Below are 19682 nucleotides of genomic sequence, written 5' to 3'. Positions count from 1 at the left end.
CGGCGACCGAGCGGCTGCCGCACCCGGCGTCGTCGTGCGAAACCCCACCCGCGCGCCGGTGGCCGCCCGTCAGCCCACCTTCACGATAATGTCGGCCACCTCACGGGGCATGGACAGAAACGGCGAGTGGGAAGCGTCGAGGGCCACCACGGCGGTCGGGTTGTCCGGGAAGGCAGCGTCCGCGTCGTCGATGAACCTCCGCTGCAGCGCCGGAAGGAGCGCTCGGTCCTGTGCGCAGGTGACGTAGGTGCGCGGCACCGAGCCCCAACCGTCGCGGGTGAGGGTGGTGGCGCCGAGCGCTATCCCGGCCGGGGCGTCGGGCGTGAGCAGCCCGAGGGCGGCGTCGGCGACGGCGGGATCGACATCGCCGTAGAAGGTGTCGCGTAGTTGCTGACGGTAGGCGCCGTCGTCCGAGGCGAGATCGAACCGCAGTGCGCCGACCACGGCAGGGTCAGCGCGGAGGGCCGGCCCCACCAAAGAGCCCGCGTTCTCGTGCAGGCGGAGGTAGGTGGCCGCCGTCGTGCCCGAACCTGGCATGAAGGCGGTCAAATACACGGCGTGCGCTACGAGTTCGGGCACGAGCTGAGCCGCCCGCGTCAGTACGGTGCCGCCCATGCTGTGGGCCACCACGGTGACCGGGCCGCCGTGGCCGATCTGCTCAATCTGGGACACGAGCAGCTCACCCGCCTGGTCCAGGTCGATGTCCGCCGCCGGAGACACCTCGGTGGTCAGCGCCTCTGGCGCGAAGGGGCGTCTGGTGAGGCATGCGGGCCAACGGGCCCGCAGCCCATGTCCCGCCATGTCCACCGCGACGGACGGGCGGCCGGAGCTGGTCACATGCGTGAGGACCTCGCTCCAGCACCAGGAACCGTGCCAGTAACCGTGCAGGAAGAGCAGCGGTGTGGAACCTATGGACATGAGCGCCCTTCTTCTGAGCTGATTGCGCCACATGGCTCGGCACCGGCCGGGCGGACGGACGCCGTCGGCCGGTGCCGGTGCCCGAGCAATGGATCTGTCCTGGTCAGCTGGGTCGCTGTTCGTTCAACTGCGCGGCGACCTGTCGTGCGGTGCCGGTGACGCCGTCGCGCATCTGCTGCAGGGGGCGGTCGTCGGCGCGCGCACGGGGGGCGCAGGCCGAGACCGCGGCCAGGACACGACCGCCCTGGGCGATCACTGGGGCGGCGACGGTGATCATGTCTTCGTCCTCCACGACCACCACTTCGGAGGCGGTGTCGCTTCCCTGGAGGGCCTCGACGTCCGGTGCGTCCGCCTGGCGGAGATCGCCGGGCCGTCGGACGATCCGCAGCGGCCGGCGGCTCTCGGCCGCTTCAACCACTTTCGCAATGCCGCCGTCGAGTGCGGGCTCGGTGAGCCACACGCTCTCGTCCAGGCTGTCGCGCAGTTGCTCGAGACGAGGGCGGGCCGCCTCTCGCAGGGTCAGCGGCGGACGGACCTTGGCCGTCGGTGCATCCTGCGCGGGTCGGCTGGTCAGCTGCCGCCGTCGTACCGACAGGGCGACCGCCACGAGCAGGGCGATGCCGTTGAACAGATCAGGCAACCAGAAGGGGGCACCGGCCAGTTGGAGCCCCTTCACTCCGGTGGCCAGGGCGTAGACGGCGATGAGGGTGCCGAGGACGTTGAAGCGGCCTTGTCGGATCTGGGTGGAGCCGAGGAAAGCGGCCGCGAAGGCGGGGAGCAGGTAAGGCGGTCCAATCGTCGGTGAGCCGGTGGCGATGCGCGAGGTGACGACGATGCCGGCGATCGTGGCGATCAGCGCGGTGCAGACGATCGTGCCGAAGATGACGCGGTTGGTGCGGACGCCCGCCAGTCTCGCGGCCTCGGCGTTGCTGCCGGTGGCGTACATGTAGCGGCCGACGGGACGGTGTTCGAGTACGAACCAGATCACGCCGGCGAGGACGAGAGCGATCCAGAACGCCCCTGGATGCCGAGGACTTCGAAGGTCGCCCACCTCTGGAAGGACCCGTTTCGTGCCACACGTGCATGCGCAGTCGGCCCATCCGCCAGCCGTCCTTGGTGCGGCGCATGGTGATGTCGTACGAGCCACGGAGGGTGTACGTGTGCTCCGTGCCGTCGGGCCCCTCGACCACGTGCCAGGCGTACATGTAGGCCGTCATTTCGGCGCTGTCGCCGTCGATCGTGATCACGTGGTTGGGGCTGATGTGCTGGGTGGCACGGAAGCCGCCCAGGCGATGGGGCGCGGCCCCGACGAAGTCGTCGGAGGCGACGACCTCGCGTGGGTCCCCGAACAGCTCCGAGAAGTCGAGGTCGAGGGTGTCGGTCAGGGTGGCGCGCATCGTCGGCCAGTCGTGCAGGTCGAGCGCCCTGAAATAGCGGATGACGGTCTCGGAGATCTCGCTGCGGTCCACGAGCCGCTGCAGCTTGTCATCGGTCATGGTGGTGCTCCTGAAGGGCTTCGTACGCAGGCGTCATCTCGGCCTGCGGTGATTGATGCCGCTCTTTTCGTGCGCACCGAAGCGCTCGCATGGCGGCGTACGCGTTGTCGTCGGCCAGAGCCGCCGATCGGGGTGGTGCCGCTGCTGTCTGCAGAGGCCATTGCGGCACGGAGGAATCAGAAGAGCACTACGGGCTTGACGGTCATGCCGGTGTGCATGTCGTGCGCCGCCGTGTTGAGGTCTTCCAGCTTGTAGTGCCGGACGAGGCGTTCCAGCGGCAGTCTGCCCTGCTGGTGCAGCGCGGCCAGGCGCGGCAGCAGGGTCTGTGGTTCGCCGTCGCCCAGCGTCACGCCGAGGATCCGCTTACCCGTCAGCAGGCCGTGGATCTCCAGCGACACTTCGGTGCCCGGGGCGGCCACGCCGATCACCGCACAACTCCCGCCCACGGCGAGCGAGTCGACGGCGGTACGGAGGACGGCGGGATGGCCGGTGGTGTCCACCGCGTTGTCGACGCCGCGGCCGCCGGTGATCTCCGCGAGCGCGGTCGCGAGATCGACCTCGACGGTGTTGACGGTGTGCCGGGCACCGAGCCCGCGGGCGAGCTCCAGCCGCTCCGGCACCCGGTCGACGGCGATGATGTCACCGAGCGGGAGCAGGCTCGCGGCCATGATCGCGGACAGACCGACCGCGCCGGCGCCGAACACCGCCAGGCTCGCGCCGGGCTTGGGTGCCAGCACGTTCCAGACGGCGCCCACGCCGGTCTGTACCCCGCAGCCAAGTGGGGCGAGCATCGTGAGATCGGCTTCCGCGTCCACCTTCACCACGCTGCGCTCGTCGGCGAGCGCGATCCGGGAGAAGGAGGACTGGCCGAAGAAGTGGCCACCGATCGGCGCGCCGTCGCGCTGAACCGTGGAACTGCCGTCGGCCCGCGTGCCTTTGACGACGTTATTCGGCACCCAGGTGTCGCACAGGGCGGGATGGCCGTTGCGGCAGCCGGCGCAGTGCCCGCAGGACGTGAAACTGAGCAACACCTTGTCGCCGGGCTTGACCTTGGTGACCGACGATCCGACCCGCTCGACGATTCCGGCGCCCTCGTGGCCGAGGATGCCGGGCAGCTTGAACGGGATCTTGCCGGCCTGTGCGCCCAGGTCGCTGTGGCACAGGCCCGTGGCGACCATCCGTACGAGAACCTCGTCGGCGCGCGGTTCGTCGAGGACGACCTCGGTGAGGGTGAACGGTGCCCCGGGCTGCTCGACCACAGCGGCTGTTGTGACGGTGCTCATGATGTGCCTTCCTTTCCGTGGCCGGTGGCTACAGGGCGACGACGACCGACTTGGTCTGCAGGTACTCGTCGAGTCCCTCCGGGCCGTTCTCGCGGCCGTACCCGGACTGCTTGTAGCCGCCGATCGGCATGGAAAGGTCCATCGCGGCCCAGGTGTTGACCCACACGGTTCCCGCCTGCAGAGCCTCGGCGACCCGGTGGACGCGGGAGACGTCGCGGGTCTGGAGGCCGGCGGCGAGGCCGTACGGGGTGCCGTTGGCGAGCCGGACGGCCTCCTCTTCGGTGTCGAAGGGCTGGACCGTCAGCACCGGACCGAAGATCTCCTCTTGGACGTAGGCCGAGTTCTGGTCGACGTCGGCGAGCACGGTGGGTGCCACATAGAAGCCGGGTCCGTCCGGGTGGTCGCCGCCGATGACGCGGACGCCCGCCAGCCGGGCGCAGTCCACGTAGGACAGGACCTTGGCCTTGTGGTTGGGCCCGGCCATGGGCCCGATCACGGTGTCCTCGGCGAACGGGTCGCCGATCTTCACGTGCGCGAGGCCGGCGGCCACGCCCTTCACCACGTCCTCGTACACCGACCGCTCGACGAGCAGCCGGGTGCCCGCCATGCAGAACTGGCCGGTGTTGAAGGTGAAGGCCTTCACCGCGGTGGTCACGGCGGCCTGGAGATCGGCGTCGGCGAAGACGACGTTCGCGCTCTTGCCGCCGAGTTCGACGGTCACCTTGGTCATGGTGTCGGCCCCGTCGCGGATGACCTGCTTGCCTGCCGCGGTGGAGCCGGTGAACGCCACCTTGCCCACCCGGGGGTCGCGCACCAGTGCCCGGCCGGCCGCCACGTCCCCGGTGACGACGTTGAACACGCCGTCCGGCAGGCCGGCGTCCTGCAGCACCTCCGCCAACCGCAGCGCGGTCAGCGGGGTCTCCGTGGCCGGCTTGTGCACGACCGTGTTCCCGGCGGCCAGGGCGGCGGCGATCTTCTTACTGGACAGCACGAGCGGGAAGTTGAAGGGGGTGATCGCGGCGACCACGCCGATCGGCTCACGGCGGGTGTAGGCCAGCGTGGGCGCGGCCGTGGTCCGCGTGGCGCCCTCGATGCCGACGACGAGGCTGCCGTAGTACTCGAAGGTGTCGACCGTCATCGGCACGTCCACCCGCCGGGTGAAGGTGAGGGGCTTGCCGACGTCGTACGACTCGAGTTCGGCGAACTCCTCGGCCCGCCGGCGCAGCAGGTCGGCGGCGCGCAACAGGATCCGGCCGCGCTCGCGCGGGCTCATGCGGGGCCAGGGCCCTTCCTCGAAGGCCCGGTGGGCCGCGGCGACCGCGCGTGCGGCGTCGGCCTCGTCCGCTTCCGCGACCGTCGTGGCGACCTGGCCGGTCGCCGGGTCCAGCAGTTCCCGGGTGACGCCCGCCGTCGCCGGTTCCCACTGGCCGTCAATGAACAGGCTGCCCGGTGCTACCTCGACTCGGGGCTGCGCCTGCTGCATCGTCACCATGAAGACCTCCTCGTCCTGGTGTGCCGCAGAGCGTCACCCAGAGAGGGGGTCCATGGACACGGGCAGAACCACCCGACCCGCTATACCCGTAGTTCTACCTGGTACCCGAGGCGGCCACCCAGGCGGCCACCTGTGCGCGAGAGGCGAACCCGAGCTTGGCCAGGATGCGTTCGACGTGCCCGTCGACGGTGCGGGGCGACAGTACGAGCGACTCGGCAATCTGCCGGTTGCTCAGGCCCTCCGCCACGAGGGCGGCCACCTCGTGCTCGCGCCGGGTGAGCACCTCGCCCGCCGCAGCGGGTGCGACGACGGGCCGCGTCGCGGTGGGGCCGTCGAGCGCGTAGGCGATGGCCCGGTCGTGGTCCATGCGCCCGCCCTCGGTGAGCGCGGCCTCCCAGACCTCGGCGCGCAGGGCATGCAGCACCTGGCGCTCGCAGCGGGCGTGGTGGTGGTCCAAGTGGGGACCGAAGGCGGACAGGGAGGTGCCGATGGCGCGCCAGATCGAGCCGATCGCGCCGAGCAGTCGGGCGGCGCGGTCGAACTCCTTCTTGGACGCGGCGATCCAGGCGAGTAGTTCGATCAGTACGGCGGTGCCGACGTGGTCGTTGAACCCGCGCTGGATCTGCAGCCCGGCGCGGGCCAGCCCGTTCGCCGAGTCCAGCTCCCCGTGGGCCCAGGCGTGCAGGCCCAGGGCGTACAGCGCGTACGAGCGGGTCCAGCGCTCGCCGAGCTCCTCGCTGAGGGCGATCGCGCGCTCGCCCTTCTCCGCCGCCCGTTGGCCACCGGCGTGGGCGTGCGCGATGGCGGCTTGGAAGTCCGTGAAGAGGGTTCCGCCGGTGTGTCCCATCCCGGTGAGGCCGGCCGATGCGGCCTCGAAGCAGTCGAGCGCCTCGGACAGATGGCCGCGAAATAGCGCCGCGGTTCCCCGCAGGCTGAGCGCCATGTACGGAGCCATCTCGTCGCCGAGTTCCGCGGCCAGCTTCTCGCATTCCGCCAGCCGGGCCTCGGCTCCGTCGTAGTCGCCCTGCTGGAGCATGACCCAGCCGGCCACCCACAGTGCGGTGGTCCGCTCGGGCTGTGGTGGCCCAGGCAGGTCGAGTATCCGGTCGAGCCAGCGTCGGCCCTCGCTCAGGAAGCCGTCGGCGCACCAGTGGTGGCGCAGCGCCGCGACCAGGGACAGGGCCTGTTTCGCCGGGCCGTTGCTGATGGACCACTCCAGGGCCGCCGCCAGGTTGCGGTGGTCCGCGCGGAGTCTTGCCAGGCCCTCCTCCTGGCCGGGCCCGTACCAGGTGGCGGCGATGCGGTCAGCCAGGTCACCGAAGAACTCCTGGTGACGGGTGCGCAGCGCCTTGTCCTCACCGGAGGCCGCCAGCCGGTCCCAGCCGTACTCGCGGATCGTTTCGAGCATCCGGTAGCGGACTTGGCCGTCGTGTTCCACGGCCTGTACGACCGACTGCGCGACCAGATGGTCGACAAGGTCCATGATCTGCGTGCGTGGCAGCCGGTCGTCGGCGCACACGCCTTCGGCGGCGGCGAGGTCGAAGCCACCCGCGAACACGGAGAGGCGGGCCCAGAGCCGTCTCTCTTCGGCCGAGCAGAGCTCGTGGCTCCAGTCGATCAGCGCGCGCAGGGTGCGCTGCCGGGGAAGTGCGGCGGGGCTGCCGCCGGTGAGCAGGGCGAAGCGGTCCTCCAGCCGGTCGGCGACCTCGCTCAGCGGCAGTGAGCGCAGCCTAGAGGCGGCAAGTTCGATCGCCAGCGGGATGCCGTCGAGGCGGGCGCAGAGCCGCACCACCGCCGCATGGTTGGTGTTGGAAACCGCGAAGCCCGGCCTGATCGCCGTCGCGCGGTCCGTCAACAGGCGCACGGACTCGTACCGGTCGAGGGCCTCTGCCGGAGGCGCGTCGGCCGGTTCGGGGACCGACAGCGGCGGCACCTGGTAGACGTGTTCTCCTACGATGCCCAGGACCTGCCTGCTGGTGGCGAGCACCCTCACCCGTGCGCAGCCGCGCAGGAGCCGGTCGGTGAGCACGGCGCAGGCGTCGACGAGATGCTCGCAGTTGTCCAGCAGGATCAGGGCCTGGCGCCGGGCTAGGTGGTCGACGAGTTGCTCGGCGGGTGGCCGGGTGGACTGGTCGGGAATCCCGAGCGAGGTCACAATGGCCTGCGCGACCAGCTCCGGCTGGCGCACGGGTGCGAGGTCGACCAGCCAGACGCCGTCGGCGAACGCGCTGCTCGCCTCGGCGCCGGTCTCGATCGCCAACCGCGTCTTGCCGACCCCGCCCACTCCGGTCAATGTCACCAGCCGGGCAGCCCCGAGGAGCTTGCGGACCTCGCCGATCTCCTGACGACGGCCGACGAAGCTCGTGACTGCGGCGGGCAGGTTGCCCGCGCCTGCGGGGGATGTTCGGTCGATCATGCGGCCCAGATCCAATCACTCAACGGCATCCGTGCTGCGTCCACCGCCGGGACCGGCCGCCGCGGGCCATTGCTTGGCCGCCCAAACACCGTCGGTGGAACAGCCTCATACGTCAAGAGGTCAGGTCATGTCCGACACGTGGAACAGCCGCAGAGCCTCGCGCACCGCGGCCGGGTCGTAGCGCGGTGCGAGTTCTCCGATCATTGACAGCGCAGTCCGCGCCAAGTGGGCTGCGAGCTCGTTCGCCGCACCGGCCGCGTCGCGCACCTGACACAACTCCGCGATGCGCTCGTGCTCGCCGAGGTGGCGAAGCGACGCTCGTGGACCCCTGTACTGATACTGCAGGCGGTAGTGCTCGGCGCGCTGCATGTTGCCCTCGATGCTGCGCCGCAGCTGCGGCCCTGCTCCGGTCACCAGTGCCAGGTGGAAGCGGTTGTGCGTGTCGTTCCATTCCGGAGTCTGGCCGGCGTCATCGGCCATGCGGGCCAGCTCGGCGACCAGCCCCTGGACGTTGCGCCGATCCGCATCACTCATCGACGGCACCGTGAGTCGGACGGCAAGCCCCTCCAGCATGATCCGCTGCACATAGACGAACTCGAACTGTGCCGCCTCGAAGCCGATGACCCGCGCCCGCTTGTACGGCTCGGCCTCGACCAGCCCTTCCTCCTGGAGCATGCGTACGGCCTCGCGCACCGGGGTGCGGCTGATGCCGAGGCGCTCCGCGAGCTCGACCTGGTTGAGCTCGGCGTGCGGCGGGACGGTCCCGTTCAGCACCAGCGCGCGCAGGTAGGCATGGGCCGCGTTGGCGGCATGGTCTCCCGCCTCGCGCGGGATCGGAGTCAGGCCGTCGAGCCACGTACCCGCGCGTGCAGGGCCATTCAGGGTTCCATCAGTCACTTTGCAGAGTATACAGTAGCGCCACTACTACTGAAAATTCACTGGAAAATCCCTAAGAAGCGCCATGAACTGTATGCAGTCATGGGAACGGTCCCGATCAACTCGGGTGAGCGGAGCACGATGAAGCTGAGCCTGTTCGACGACTACCGGCTGGGTGTATGGGGCCTCGACGACACGATCGTGGACGTGACGAGCGCGCTCGACGGCTCGGTCCGTCCCATGGATCGCATGAACGCACTGATCGAGGACTGGGAGAAGCTGGAGTCCGAAGTCCGCGACGCCGCGACCACCGCAGGCGTCACACGCTCCGGCGTCGTCTTCCGTGCGCCCCAGCCACGGCCCACCAAGATCGTGGCCGCACCCGTCAACCACGGACCCCACCGGGACGAAATGATCGCCGCGGGGGCGTTCACCAGCGGCACCGCAGGGACGATCGAGACGTACGTCGGCTTCCTCAAGGCCCCCTCCTCCATCGTCGGACCCGACGGTTCGATCGAGCATCCGGCCCCGGGACGCCGCGTCGACTACGAGGGCGAACTGGGCGTGGTCATGGGCCGGCGCGCCCGACGGGTATCGCGCTCGGATGCGCTTGCCCACGTATTCGGATACGTCCCGCTCGTGGACGTCACCCTGCGCGGCCAGGAGGACCGGCCGTTCCGTAAGAGCTTCGACACGTTCACGCCACTGGGGCCGGCGATCGTCACGGTGGACGAGATCCCCGACCCCGCGAAGCTGGAGATCGAGCTCAGCCTCAACGGGAAGGTCCGCCAGGCGGGCCGGGTCGCCGACCTGATCTACGACGTGCCGCGCCTGATCGAGGTGTACTCCGCCGCGATGACGCTGGAACCGGGCGACATCATCGCCAGCGGCACTCCCGACGGGGTCGGCCCGGTGACGCCAGGCGACGAACTCTCGCTGACCGTCTCCCACCTGCCGACGCTGACGATCCCCGTCATCTCGGCGGCCGGCTGAAGGCGGGCCGACTTCGGCTGCGGTTCACGCGGCCGGGCGAACAGGATGATGTTCGCCCGGCCGCGCGGCTTTTGCCGCTGCGTGAAAGACCAAACGGCAACGGCCCCCGTCCACTCCGAGCGACTCGATCGCACGGTGCGGACGGGGGCTGTCGCCGTATCCGGAGGACCCGCCTACGCCGACGCGCTGCAGACTCCCCCGGCCGTTCTCACTACCCCCGAGGGCCGCCGGCACCGCCTGCGCCAACGCCTGCCGCGGCGAACCCTGCGACCTGCTGGTACTCGGCAGCGATGGCTTCCCGCTCGCCGGGTTCGAACACGTCGCTGACGTCGTCGAATCCGCCGGGAGCACGCTCCTCGGCCAGATCGAGGATCCTGGCCGCTCCCTGCCTGCGATTGGCCGCGACAACGGCGGCCGTGGCCGGCAGACGCTCCTGCTCGTAGCGCGCCAGCGCAACGCTCGGGTCGGCCTCTTCGAGCAGGGCGCGGGTCAGCGCACGGGCGTCAAGGATCGCCTGGGATGCACCGTTCGATCCCACCGGATACATGGCGTGGGCCGCGTCTCCGAGCAGGGTCGTCCGTCCCGACGTCCAATTGGGCAACGGATCCCGGTCGATCATCGGGTACACGAAGGTGCCCTCCGAACCCCGCATCAGCTCCACCACGTCCAGCCACGGGAACGACCACTCCGCGAACTCGGGGAGGAAGTCCTCCAGCCGCCCGGGGCGGTTCCAGTCCTCGGCGCCGGGCAACCCCTGCGCGGTGTTGTTGAGTACGGCGATCCAGTTGATCAGCGCGTTGCCGTGCGCGTCGGGCGCCGAGAGCGGATAGGCCACGACCTTGCACCCACGGGTGCCGATCAGCGTCATGGACCTGCCGGTGAGGAAGGGGGGCGCCATCGTGGTCCCGCGCCACATGAGCTCACCGCTCCAGCGGGGCGTCCCGTCCCCGGGATGCAGCTGGGCACGGATGGCTGAGTGGATGCCGTCGGCCCCGACCAGTACATCGGCCCTCTCGTCGTACGAGCGACCGGTCCCGCTGTCTTCCATGTGGAACCTGACCGCACCACCCTTGTCTGGCACGAAGCCGGTGACCTTGCGGCCCGTCTTCACCGCGCCCTCGCCCAGACGCTGCCGGGCGATCTCCAGCAGAGCCATCTGGAGCTTGCCCCGGTGGATCGAGAGCTGCGGCACCGGGTAGCCGGCCGCGAGTCCGCGGGGTTCGCGCCAAACGAACTGGCCGTGCCGGTTGGCGTAGGCAAGCTCCTCCGTCGCGACTCCCAGTGGGAGCAGCCTCTCGAGGATCCCGAGCCGCCGCAGCTCGCTCACGGCGTGGGGCAGCAGGTTGATGCCCACGCCGAGCGGGCGCGGCTCGGGGACCGCTTCGTAGACGGTCACATCGAAGCCGGCGCCGTGCAACATCAGCGCCGTGGTCAGTCCGCCGATGCCACCGCCGGCGATCGCCACCTTCATCCGTTCGCTCCTTCCAGGCGGGACTCGGCCCGAGCGCCGACGCGCAGTGACGGGTCGGGAGTCTCCCCTCCGGTATTCGGCGTGAACGCGCCCATCACCTCCTGCCGCTCGGCCAGCTCTTCCTCGCGGTAGAGGTGCAGGGCCTCCAGTACGGCCCTGTCACTGCCGATGAAGAGGTCCGCCGTCTCGGACACCTCGTGTTCGACCGGGACCCATGACGGGACGACGAAGACGTCCCCGGGACCCCACTCGAACTCGGTCCCGCCGATCACCGAGCGCCCGCGGCCGCGGAACACCGTGTGGATCTGGCCGCCGGTCTGACGGCGCGGCGCCGTCAGACCGCCGGGATAGATGCGCGTCATCTGGCAGGTGATGGTCGGGATGGCGGGGCCGCCAGTGAGCGGATTCGTGTACTCCACCGTCACGCTCTGCCCGCCGTCCTGCTCGTGGAGCGCCCCCAGTGCGGCGTCAGTCTGCGCATACGGGTAGCGCATCAGCGGCGAGTACGGCTTCGTGTGGGCGGGCCCCGACTCGCCCCGCAGACCCGGGCCAGCGAACCGGCGCTCCGAGACGCCATGGCCGGTCAGCTCCTGCATCCCCACCGGATGCTCCTCGAAGAACACCGATTCCAGCGTCGCGACCAGGACCACGTCGATCACGTCCAGCCAGATCGCCGGCTGGTTGCTCTTATTGCTGTGGTCGTGCCAGGCCCAGTTCGGCGTGAGCACAAGGTCGCCGGGCTCCATCCAGCAGGCGTCCCCGTCGACCGTGGTGTAGACACTCGAGCCGGTCATCATGAAACGGACCGCCGCCGGGGAATGGCGGTGGGCCGGCGCCGTCTCGCCCGCCTCCAGATACTGGTAGGCCCCGAACAGCGCCTCGGTGGTGCCGGCCTTCAGGCCGGGATTGCAGAACTGCAGAGCCCGCCGCTGTCCGTCACCACTGTCGAGATCGAGCACCTTGCCCGCCTGCCTGGCCAGCGGGGCGACCGTGTCCCAACGCCACAGATGGGCCCGTGTCATCGGCCTCGGCTCCGGCTGCAACGGCGGCCTGCTCCACAGACCCTTGAGGTCTCGAGCGGCCAGCGCCCCGCAGAGCTCGTCGAACGCCACCTCGGCGGTGTCGACGTCACTCGGACTCAGGGCATCGGGTTCCGTTTCACTTGCCACGGTCGGCTCGCCTCCGTTGGTTGGCCAACTATTTCCTTGAGCGACTGTATGCACGAGAAGCGCGACAGGTCAATTGCCTCAGACGCCGACCATCGACCTGTCTCGACCTCAAGCCGCCTCCAGCAGCGCATTCAGGTGCCATTTTCCGCCCCTTCGAGCCATGACCCCCTCGAGGTGGATCCGAGTGATCGCGATGAACTGTATACACTTGACTTCGGCATGCCGAACCTTCGTGGGCCGCGACGTGTCATGCGATGCGGATCTCGGTCAACTGCAGGCGGTAGGGGGTGGGGTGTACAGTTTCTCGGCGTCGACACCGTCCTCTGCGGCCTCGGCCAGGCCAAGGAAACAGCCGAGAGCTGCGTGACGATCCCTGCGACACCCTTGCTGGCCTTGCGGAACTCGCGTCGCACATTCGCTGAGTCGAGTTGCTTGCCGACGGAAGCTCGTCGGTTGGTATGCCGGGACGGGCGGGGCAGCTGCCCGAGGCGTAGTCCTTGTCCATCTTCGCGAGCGCGTCCTCGGGGTTGGCGCGACCGGAGAAGAGGTCCTGAACACCGGTGAGGTGAGTCTGCTGGACCTTGGGGTTCGGCCAGTACTGGTCCATGAACGGCGCGGGCTTACCGTCCGCGATGTAAGCGGAAAGCTCCTTCACGTCGGCCGGGACCTCGCAGGGGGGCGCGTTGCGGTGGGTCACCGTTGCCCCTCCCTGCCAGCAACGGATCCCGCCGCGCCGGGAGATTACGGGGCCACCTCGAGATGCTCTCCGCGCAAGCCGGACCGCTCCGCCAAGTCGACCAGCGCCCGGGCGTGGTCAGCATGAGTGATTCGAGTGGTCAGGTCGCCGACCTCGGTGAGGGTGTATTCGCCGGTGGGCGACGTGTCCGGGGCGAAGTCTCCCGCACGGCTCACCGCTGTCCACTGCAGACCAGGCGCCTTGAATGTCTCCAGCGCGGTGCGGTGCCCCAGCGAGAACGGCAGGGCGGCATCACCGTCCACTTGCTGCATTCCCCGGGCGGTGGCTCGCTATCGGTGCCTCCGGATGCCCCCGACGCGGACCACGCCCTCGACGACCGGAACATCTATCCCGACGTCCGCATACCGGGCGAAGACGACGAGGACGAACAACGCGTGAGCGGCTTCCAGGTGTTGCCCGACCACTACACGTGGTTCCGTACCGCCCTCGTCCGGGCAGGAGCAGCCGGCCTGATGGGCTTCACGGGCGGCGGGCAACCCACCGCCGGTACCTGACGGAGCGACAGGGACGCCGTCACTTCGAAGGCTTCACCCATGCCGGTACGGGAATCGTGCAGGCCATCGATCATGAGATCGGCGGCTTCACCTTCGTCGGCACGACCACGTCTTCCGGCTGAACGGCACCCGGGTCGAGGCGTTCTCGGGCCTCGAGACAAGCCTCTTCGACCACCTGCGCGACGGCCGCGTGGAACAGTACCGGCGCGAGGCGTACGCGCTGCGGTCCAAGTGGCGGGCTTTGCGGGGCCAGGACGAGTGGGCGGGTCCTGTTTCGCTCCGTGCGGACGGATCCATCATGGCGATGCGTCTGCTGCCAGAGCTGCCCCGGAAGCGCCGACACCTCACGGCACTGTTACCCAGCTGACCGGCACGCCAGTTGCTCACGGCTGGCCGGATGCTGCCCCTGAGGCTGGCCGTTGAGTCATTGCCAGGGGCATCTTCATGCCAGAGTCATCACACGTAACGGCCCGACAGCAAGGAGTGGCGAATGCAGGACGGGGGGCGTCGATGGCACCTTGTGGTGCCAACCGGCGGGGACGCGCTGCGGCAGGAGCGGCTCACGCGTGATCTGTACGGCTCACTGCACGAGGCGGAGGGCCTGGACATCGGTTTCGTGGACGACGAAGCGGTCGCCGAGCCCGGTCACAAGGGCGCCGGTGTCGGCGATGACAGCCACACCCTGCCCATGGCGGTCCGCCCAAGGGGCGAGTAGGGCAGCAGCGGCACGCCGGGGCATTGGGGGATTCCCACAAAGCCCCCCTCGTCACGGACTTCCTCACCTTCGTTGCCCAGGCGCTTGGCAGCGCCTCGCGCCAGCGCAACTCACCAAAGTCAGCATCGGCCTGGCCAACACGCGAGCGGCAGCTCCGGGGCGGGCGCTTCAACAGCTGCAACTCCAACGCAATACTGCTGACGCCCCGTCAGGAAAGTCAGCATTGGGTCAGCATGAGGCTGACTAAACCCGCCTACAGATGGCCAGACATGAGAACGTGGCGTTGTCCGTCGACGTGTTCCCGAGGAGCGATCGCCCCTCGGGAAAAGCCAAGTGCCGAGCGGGGGCAGCCGTGTCCCGCGAGAGGCGTGCACTAGAGCTGGAACCCCTGGTCAGCGCACCCTTCCGCGTGGTTTCAGTGATACGGGCGGGAGTTCAGGAGCGGGCAGGGGAGCCCCGTCGTACCCCACCACCTCACCGAACCGGGAGCCCGTCATCCAGTCCGAACGGGCTTGTGCGATGTCCTCGTTGGACCGTCCGATGAAGTTCCACCACATGATCAGCTCCTCCTCGAACGGCTCGCCGCCCAGGAGCATGAGGGACGCGTCCGACTCGGCGCGCAGGGGGAGTTCGGTGCGACCGCAGCCGAGGTAGAGCATGGAGCCCGGGACCATCGGTACGCCGTCGACGTGCGCCTCGCCGGACATGGACAGGACGGCGTACTCGAAGTCGGGCTCCAGTGGCAGTCGTACGTCGGCACCGCTCGCGAGGGACAGGTCGGCACCGACGATCGGGGTGTACGTCGTGCCGGGCGAGGTCGTGCCGTCGACGGTGCCCAGGATGAGCGTGGCCTTGAGGCCGGCGGCCGTGACGAGCGGCAGCTCGGCGTGGTGCTCGAAGTGCGGGTCGGTGTGGCGGTGGCTGTCGGGGAGGGCAACCCACAGTTGCGCGCCGTGCAGGAAGCGGGCGTGCGACTTCGGGCTCTCCTCGGAGTGGCTGATGGCCCTTCCGGACGTCATGAGGCCCAGTTCACGCGGGCGGATCGTCTGCAGGCTGCCCGTGGAGTCGCGGTGCAGCACCTCGCCCTCGTGGAGCCAGCTGACGGTCTGGAGTCCCATGTGCGGGTGCGGCGGGACCTGCATACCGGGCTCGTCGGCGATGTCGTCGGGCCCGTAGTGATCGACGAAGCACCACGCGCCGATCATGCGGCGGCCCAAGTTGGGCAGCAGGCGGCGGACTTCGGTGGACTCGCCGAGCTTGACCCGACGGGGACTGAGGAGTTCACGCACCGGCTCGGCCACCACGAAACCGCGGCCACCGCACAGCGCGGGAACTGCCTCGCGATCAAGATTGCTCATGGGCCACAACCTAGCCCCGTCGGGCACCGTCCGTCAGGCCGTCCTCCCTCACCTGGGCTCCCCCGGGCTCCCCCGGACGGGGGTACTCGGGCCGGAGTCGGTGCGGTCCCAGGGCTACGGGCGGAGGTCGATGGGGCGTTGGCCCGGGACAGCGCGAAATAGTAGCCATGGACATAGTAGCCATGTATAGTTTTTCTCATGAGTTCGACATCCGAGCACGCGACCCCCGGCTTTCTCGTCTGGCGCCTGTCCACCAAGTGGCGCGTGGCCGTCGATCGGGCGGTCGCGCCGCTGGGTCTGACTCACGCCCAGTACTCGCTGGTCGCGTCGCTGTACGGGATGCACAGGGCCGGGCGGCGGCCGAGCCAGCGCCAGCTCGCCGATCACACCGGACTCGAACCGCTCTACGTATCGAAGCTGGCCCGCGCCCTGGAGGCGGCCGGTGTCGTCGACCGGACGCGGGACCCCGCCGATCCGCGTGCGATCCGGCTGTCACTCACGGAGGACGGACGCGAGGTCGCACGGCGCGCGATCGGGGTGGTCCAGGGGCTGCTGGAGCAGCTTCTCGAACCGCTCGGCGGACTCGGCGGCGAGCGCACGAAGGCGTTCAGCCGCGAGCTGGCGACCCTGCTCGACGTATCGCTCGATGCGCCGGTCGATGCATCTCTCGACACACATCTCCCTTCACATCCTGACGAGGAGTAGCCATGAGCATTCCCACTCCCCCGGTCGGCGGCCAGGTCGTAGGACTGGCCCACTACGCGAGCCGAGCGGCCCTGGAGGCCGCGCTGGTCCGTATCGGAAGCACCTTCAACCAGTCGGTGGCGCTGCGGGCCGTCTCGGACCAGGGCGGCACCGTCGAGCGCGACCGGCTCGTGGGCCGGCTGACCGAGGCACTGAAGATCGAGGAGTCGGTGGCCGAGGAGACCATCGCGGAGATGACGGCCCTGAAGCTCCTGGCGGAGACGGACGCCCCGCTGGTGTCGATCACCGAGCACGGCCGTGAGGTGTTCGAAGAGATCCGCACGGCCGGGAACGAGATCGCGGCCCGGCTGTACGCGGGCATACCGGCCGAGGACCTGGCGACGGTAGGGCGCGTGCTGACCCTGGTGACGGAGCGGGCCAACGCGGAGCTGGCCGGCGGATGACGCCCACGGGGCCGAGGTAGTGGAATATTCAACCGTCGGGTGGGGTTCTGGCACGCGAAGGAGGTCAGCAGTGAACACGAAGTACTACGACCAGGGGACGGCCGCGGAGCGCTGGGAGCGGGCGCAACTGTTCTTCGACGCCAAGGACTACGCCGGTGCGGCGCGCGTTCTGGGCGGCCTTGTGGACGAGGTGCCGGAGCAGACCGGACCGCGGCTGCTGCTGGCCCGCGCGTACTACCACTCGGCCCAACTGCGCCGCGCTGAGACCGAGCTGCGCGCGCTCGTCGAGCGTGACCCGGTGGAGCAGTACGCCCGGCTGATGCTGGGGCGCACGCTCCAGCGCCAGGGGCGTCACGACGAGGCCGAGTCGCACCTGCGCATCGCCTCCGCGCTCGCGGGTGACTTCGAGCAGGTGTGACCGCCCCTGGGGGTGCGACCGCCCGCTGAGGAGGTGAACGTCTCCCCAGGGCATGAACGTCGCCCGAGGGCGTGAACGTCCCCGGGAGCAGGACGAAGAGGCCGGGTGCCGGAGCGCCGTGGCCGGTCATCGAGGTGACCGGCCACAGCCACGGCACCCGGCCTCCGCCCTGTCACGCCGCGCGCGGCTCCATCAGCCGTGCCAGCAGGTCATCCAGGCTGACCAGGCCGGTCAGCCGCCCCGTGTCGTCGCGTACGACGGCGAGGGAGGCGCGGTGCAGGCGCAGCTGTTCGACGGCGTGGGCGACCGTGTCGTGCGGTGACAGCTGCGGGACGGGGCGGGCCAGGTCGCGGGCGACCGCGGCCCGGCCCTGCGCGCGGGCGACCAGGGCGTCACGGGCGTGGACCGAGCCGAGGACCGTGACACCGTCGCGGACCAGCAGGCGGGTGCGGTCGCTGTCCCCGGCGACGCCCAGCACGGCGTCGATCGCCGCGTCGGCGGGGACCGAGGTGATCCGCTCGGCCGGGATCTGGAGGTCGCCGACCGGGTGCTGCGGTGCGGTCAGAGAGCTGGTGATCAGCTCGGAGTCCTCCTTGCTGATCAGCCCGAGCCGCTCCGACTCCTCGACGAGGTGGGTGAGTTGCTCACGGTTGTGGACCGAGGCCAGCTCGTCGCGCGGAGTGACCCGGCAGAGCCGGACCAGCGCGTTGCTCACCTTGTTCAGCCCCACGATCAACGGACGCACCGCCCGGGTCAGGGCCCGGAAGGGCGGTGTGAGCAGCATGGCGGAACGCTCGGGGTGCGCGATGGCCCAGGACTTGGGGGCCATCTCGCCGACCACCATGTGCAGGAAGACGACGACGAACATCGCGAGCGCGAAGGACACGCCGTAGCTCAGACCGCTGGGCAGGCCCGCCTTGTGGAGCAACGGGTCGAGTGCGTGCGAGATCGCGGGCTTGGACACCGAGCCCAGGCCCAGCGTGCACACGGTGATGCCCAGTTGGGCGCCCGCGAGCATCAGTGACAGCTCGCGCATTCCGGCCAGTGCTGCCCTGGCACCGCGTTGCCCGGCCGCCGCGGCCTGTTCCAGCCGGTGCCGCTTGGCGGCGACCAACGCGAACTCGGCGGCCACGAAGAACCCGCTGCCGATCAGCAGCAGTACGGTCACGAAGAGCGCCATCGAGAAACTCATGCCTGTTCCTCCGCACTGTCCACACGGTGGATGCGGTGGACACGGCCCGTGCCGCCCACACCGCCCGTACCGTCCACGCCATCCGTACGGTCCGTACGGTCCGTCGTCGGCAGGCGTTCCAGGCGGACCCGTTCCGGTACGTGGCGGTCCAGGGCCTGCACGTCGATCGAGACGCGGCCTCCGTCGGACAGTTCGACGATGACGCGGTCCGCGAGGGCGGGGAAGCGGCCGAGGCGGTCGACGATCAGCCCCGCCACCGTGTCGTAGTCGTCCTCCTCGGGCAGGTCGATGCCGGTCGCCTCGGCCACCTCGTCCAGCCGGCGGCCGGCGTCGACGAGCCAGCCCTCGCCGTCGGCGACCGCGATCTCCTTGACGGTGTCGGTCTCGTCCGCGATGTCGCCGACGAGTTCCTCGGCGATGTCCTCGTAGGTGACGACGCCCGCCACGCCCCCGTGCTCGTCGAGGACCACGGCGAACTCGTCGTCGTAGGCCCGCATCTGTGCCACGGCCTCGGGCAGCGGCAGGGTGTCGGGCAGCAGCAGCGGTCTGCGGCCGAGCGCGCCGGCCGTCGTGCGGGTGAGCCGGTCGGCGGGCAGCCGCATCAGCTCGCGTACGCCCACGACGGCGGTGATGTCGTCCGGGTGGTCACCGAGGACGGGGTAGTTCGAGTGTCCGTGTTCGGCGATCAGCTGGACGGCCTCCGTGGCCGTCGCGTCCTTGCGGACGAAGACGGCGTCGGCGCGCGGCACCATCACCTCGTCGAGGGTGCGGTCGGAGAACTCCAGGGCGTGGTCGAGGAGATCGGCGGTCTCGCGCGGCAGCTGCCCGTGCTGGTGCGACTCTCCGATGAGATGGCCGAGTTCTTCGAGGGTCGCGCCGTGGTGGAGCTCCTCGACGGGCTCGATGCCGACCTTGCGCAGCAGCTTGTCGGCGGCGCCGTCGAAAAGCCGTACGACCGGGCCGACGACCTTCAGATACGCGAGCGTGGAGCCCGCCAGGGCCTTCGCGAGGCGCTCCGGGACGGCCAGGGCCAGGTTCTTGGGAGCCAGTTCGCCCAGCACCATCTGGAGCACGGTCGCGCACACGAAGGCCAGCACCACCGAGATGCCGGTGACCGCGCCGTCCGGGATGCCGATCCCGGTGAGGACGGGCTCGAGCAGGGCGGACACGGACGGCTCGGCGAGGAAACCGACGACCAGACCGGTCACGGTGATGCCGAGCTGGGCGCCCGACAGCATGAAGGACAGCCGCTCCAGCACCTTCAGGGCGCGCGTGGCCTGTCGGTCGCCCGCTGCCGCTTCCCGCGCGAGCGCGAGGCGGTCGGCGGCGACGTACGCGAACTCCTGGGCGACGAAGTAGCCGGTGCCGGCGGTCAGGACGAGGACGGCCAGCAGGCCGAGTGCGGCACTCATCGAACACCGCCCCGCTGTGTGCCGCGATCAAGAGAAATCAGGCGGGGTGGTTCGGGACTGTGTCCCGGGGGGTC

18 protein-coding genes and 1 pseudogene are annotated in these 19682 nt (G+C 69.8%); 6 read left to right on the top strand and 13 right to left on the bottom strand.

Features of this window, described 5'->3' with window-relative positions; translation table 11 throughout:
• Window positions 1-69 precede the first annotated feature (69 nt).
• The 7 genes and pseudogenes from ACIRA5_RS36605 to ACIRA5_RS36575 all read right to left on the bottom strand — a co-directional run bounded on the left by ACIRA5_RS36605 (window position 70) and on the right by ACIRA5_RS36575 (window position 8502).
• Window positions 70-918 carry an alpha/beta fold hydrolase gene (locus ACIRA5_RS36605; RefSeq protein ID WP_403698370.1) on the bottom strand — a complete coding sequence of 283 codons (849 nt, stop codon included), beginning with the start codon at window positions 916-918 and terminating at the stop codon, window positions 70-72.
• Window positions 919-1021: 103 nt separating this feature from the next.
• A complete protein-coding gene (locus ACIRA5_RS36600) occupies window positions 1022-1969 on the bottom strand; it encodes a hypothetical protein (protein WP_403698368.1) in 948 nt (315 codons plus the stop codon).
• Between the two features lie 46 nt (window positions 1970-2015).
• Window positions 2016-2414: pseudogene (locus ACIRA5_RS36595) on the bottom strand (nuclear transport factor 2 family protein); the annotation flags it as partial.
• 176 nt (window positions 2415-2590) lie between these two features.
• Window positions 2591-3697 (bottom strand): NAD(P)-dependent alcohol dehydrogenase, encoded by a 1107-nt coding sequence (locus ACIRA5_RS36590; RefSeq protein ID WP_403698366.1) that lies wholly within the window; start codon window positions 3695-3697, stop codon window positions 2591-2593.
• A gap of 28 nt (window positions 3698-3725) precedes the next feature.
• Window positions 3726-5189, bottom strand: a complete 1464-nt coding sequence (locus ACIRA5_RS36585; RefSeq protein ID WP_403698364.1) for an aldehyde dehydrogenase family protein — start codon at window positions 5187-5189, stop codon at window positions 3726-3728.
• Between the two features lie 94 nt (window positions 5190-5283).
• Window positions 5284-7605 (bottom strand): ATP-binding protein, encoded by a 2322-nt coding sequence (locus tag ACIRA5_RS36580; RefSeq protein WP_403698362.1) that lies wholly within the window; start codon window positions 7603-7605, stop codon window positions 5284-5286.
• 120 nt (window positions 7606-7725) lie between these two features.
• Window positions 7726-8502 (bottom strand): GntR family transcriptional regulator, encoded by a 777-nt coding sequence (locus ACIRA5_RS36575; RefSeq protein ID WP_403698360.1) that lies wholly within the window; start codon window positions 8500-8502, stop codon window positions 7726-7728.
• A gap of 81 nt (window positions 8503-8583) precedes the next feature.
• Between ACIRA5_RS36575 and ACIRA5_RS36570 the strand changes: the two genes are divergently transcribed.
• Entirely contained in the window at window positions 8584-9474 is an 891-nt protein-coding gene (locus ACIRA5_RS36570; protein WP_403698358.1) for a fumarylacetoacetate hydrolase family protein, read from the top strand.
• Between the two features lie 211 nt (window positions 9475-9685).
• Here the strand turns inward: ACIRA5_RS36570 and ACIRA5_RS36565 are convergent, their stop codons facing one another.
• The 3 genes from ACIRA5_RS36565 to ACIRA5_RS36555 form a co-directional block, all read right to left on the bottom strand.
• Window positions 9686-10945, bottom strand: coding sequence for a flavin-dependent oxidoreductase (locus tag ACIRA5_RS36565; protein ID WP_403698356.1), 1260 nt, complete (start codon window positions 10943-10945; stop codon window positions 9686-9688).
• Complete coding sequence (locus ACIRA5_RS36560; protein ID WP_403698354.1) at window positions 10942-12114, bottom strand: cupin domain-containing protein; 1173 nt, start codon at window positions 12112-12114, stop codon at window positions 10942-10944. The genes ACIRA5_RS36565 and ACIRA5_RS36560 overlap by 4 nt, the downstream gene beginning before the upstream one ends.
• 741 nt (window positions 12115-12855) lie before the next feature.
• Window positions 12856-13122, bottom strand: a complete 267-nt coding sequence (locus tag ACIRA5_RS36555; protein WP_403698352.1) for a hypothetical protein — start codon at window positions 13120-13122, stop codon at window positions 12856-12858.
• 24 nt (window positions 13123-13146) lie between these two features.
• Here ACIRA5_RS36555 and ACIRA5_RS36550 point away from each other — a divergent pair, with 24 nt between their 5' ends.
• Both ACIRA5_RS36550 and ACIRA5_RS36545 read left to right on the top strand, forming a co-directional pair.
• Complete coding sequence (locus tag ACIRA5_RS36550) at window positions 13147-13365, top strand: hypothetical protein (protein WP_403698350.1); 219 nt, start codon at window positions 13147-13149, stop codon at window positions 13363-13365.
• A 490-nt stretch (window positions 13366-13855) separates the two neighbouring features.
• Entirely contained in the window at window positions 13856-14080 is a 225-nt protein-coding gene (locus ACIRA5_RS36545) for a hypothetical protein (protein WP_403698348.1), read from the top strand.
• Between the two features lie 392 nt (window positions 14081-14472).
• Here the strand turns inward: ACIRA5_RS36545 and ACIRA5_RS36540 are convergent, their stop codons facing one another.
• The gene (locus tag ACIRA5_RS36540; protein ID WP_403698346.1) at window positions 14473-15438 is read right to left on the bottom strand and encodes a pirin family protein; all 966 of its coding nucleotides are present in this window, start codon (window positions 15436-15438) and stop codon (window positions 14473-14475) included.
• Between the two features lie 198 nt (window positions 15439-15636).
• On the opposite strand from ACIRA5_RS36540, the gene ACIRA5_RS36535 reads away from it, so the two are divergent.
• The 3 genes from ACIRA5_RS36535 to ACIRA5_RS36525 all read left to right on the top strand — a co-directional run bounded on the left by ACIRA5_RS36535 (window position 15637) and on the right by ACIRA5_RS36525 (window position 17004).
• A complete protein-coding gene (locus ACIRA5_RS36535; protein WP_403698344.1) occupies window positions 15637-16143 on the top strand; it encodes a MarR family winged helix-turn-helix transcriptional regulator in 507 nt (168 codons plus the stop codon).
• 2 nt (window positions 16144-16145) lie between these two features.
• Window positions 16146-16586, top strand: a complete 441-nt coding sequence (locus ACIRA5_RS36530; RefSeq protein WP_403698343.1) for a MarR family winged helix-turn-helix transcriptional regulator — start codon at window positions 16146-16148, stop codon at window positions 16584-16586.
• A 70-nt stretch (window positions 16587-16656) separates the two neighbouring features.
• Window positions 16657-17004: a tetratricopeptide repeat protein gene (locus ACIRA5_RS36525; protein ID WP_403698341.1), complete on the top strand. Its 348-nt coding sequence runs from the start codon at window positions 16657-16659 to the stop codon at window positions 17002-17004.
• A gap of 172 nt (window positions 17005-17176) precedes the next feature.
• Here ACIRA5_RS36525 and ACIRA5_RS36520 read toward each other — a convergent pair whose 3' ends face one another.
• Together ACIRA5_RS36520 and ACIRA5_RS36515 are read right to left on the bottom strand one after the other, a co-directional pair.
• Window positions 17177-18196: a hemolysin family protein gene (locus ACIRA5_RS36520; RefSeq protein WP_403698339.1), complete on the bottom strand. Its 1020-nt coding sequence runs from the start codon at window positions 18194-18196 to the stop codon at window positions 17177-17179.
• The gene (locus ACIRA5_RS36515) at window positions 18193-19608 is read right to left on the bottom strand and encodes a hemolysin family protein (RefSeq protein WP_403698338.1); all 1416 of its coding nucleotides are present in this window, start codon (window positions 19606-19608) and stop codon (window positions 18193-18195) included. Before ACIRA5_RS36515 ends, ACIRA5_RS36520 begins: the two co-directional genes overlap by 4 nt.
• Window positions 19609-19682 lie beyond the last annotated feature (74 nt).

Source organism: Streptomyces sp. NPDC096311 (assembly GCF_044763085.1).
Classification (GTDB): Bacteria; Actinomycetota; Actinomycetes; order Streptomycetales; family Streptomycetaceae; genus Streptomyces.
Note: the sequence above shows the minus strand (reverse complement) of the source record. Positions and strands in the feature narration are given on the sequence as shown.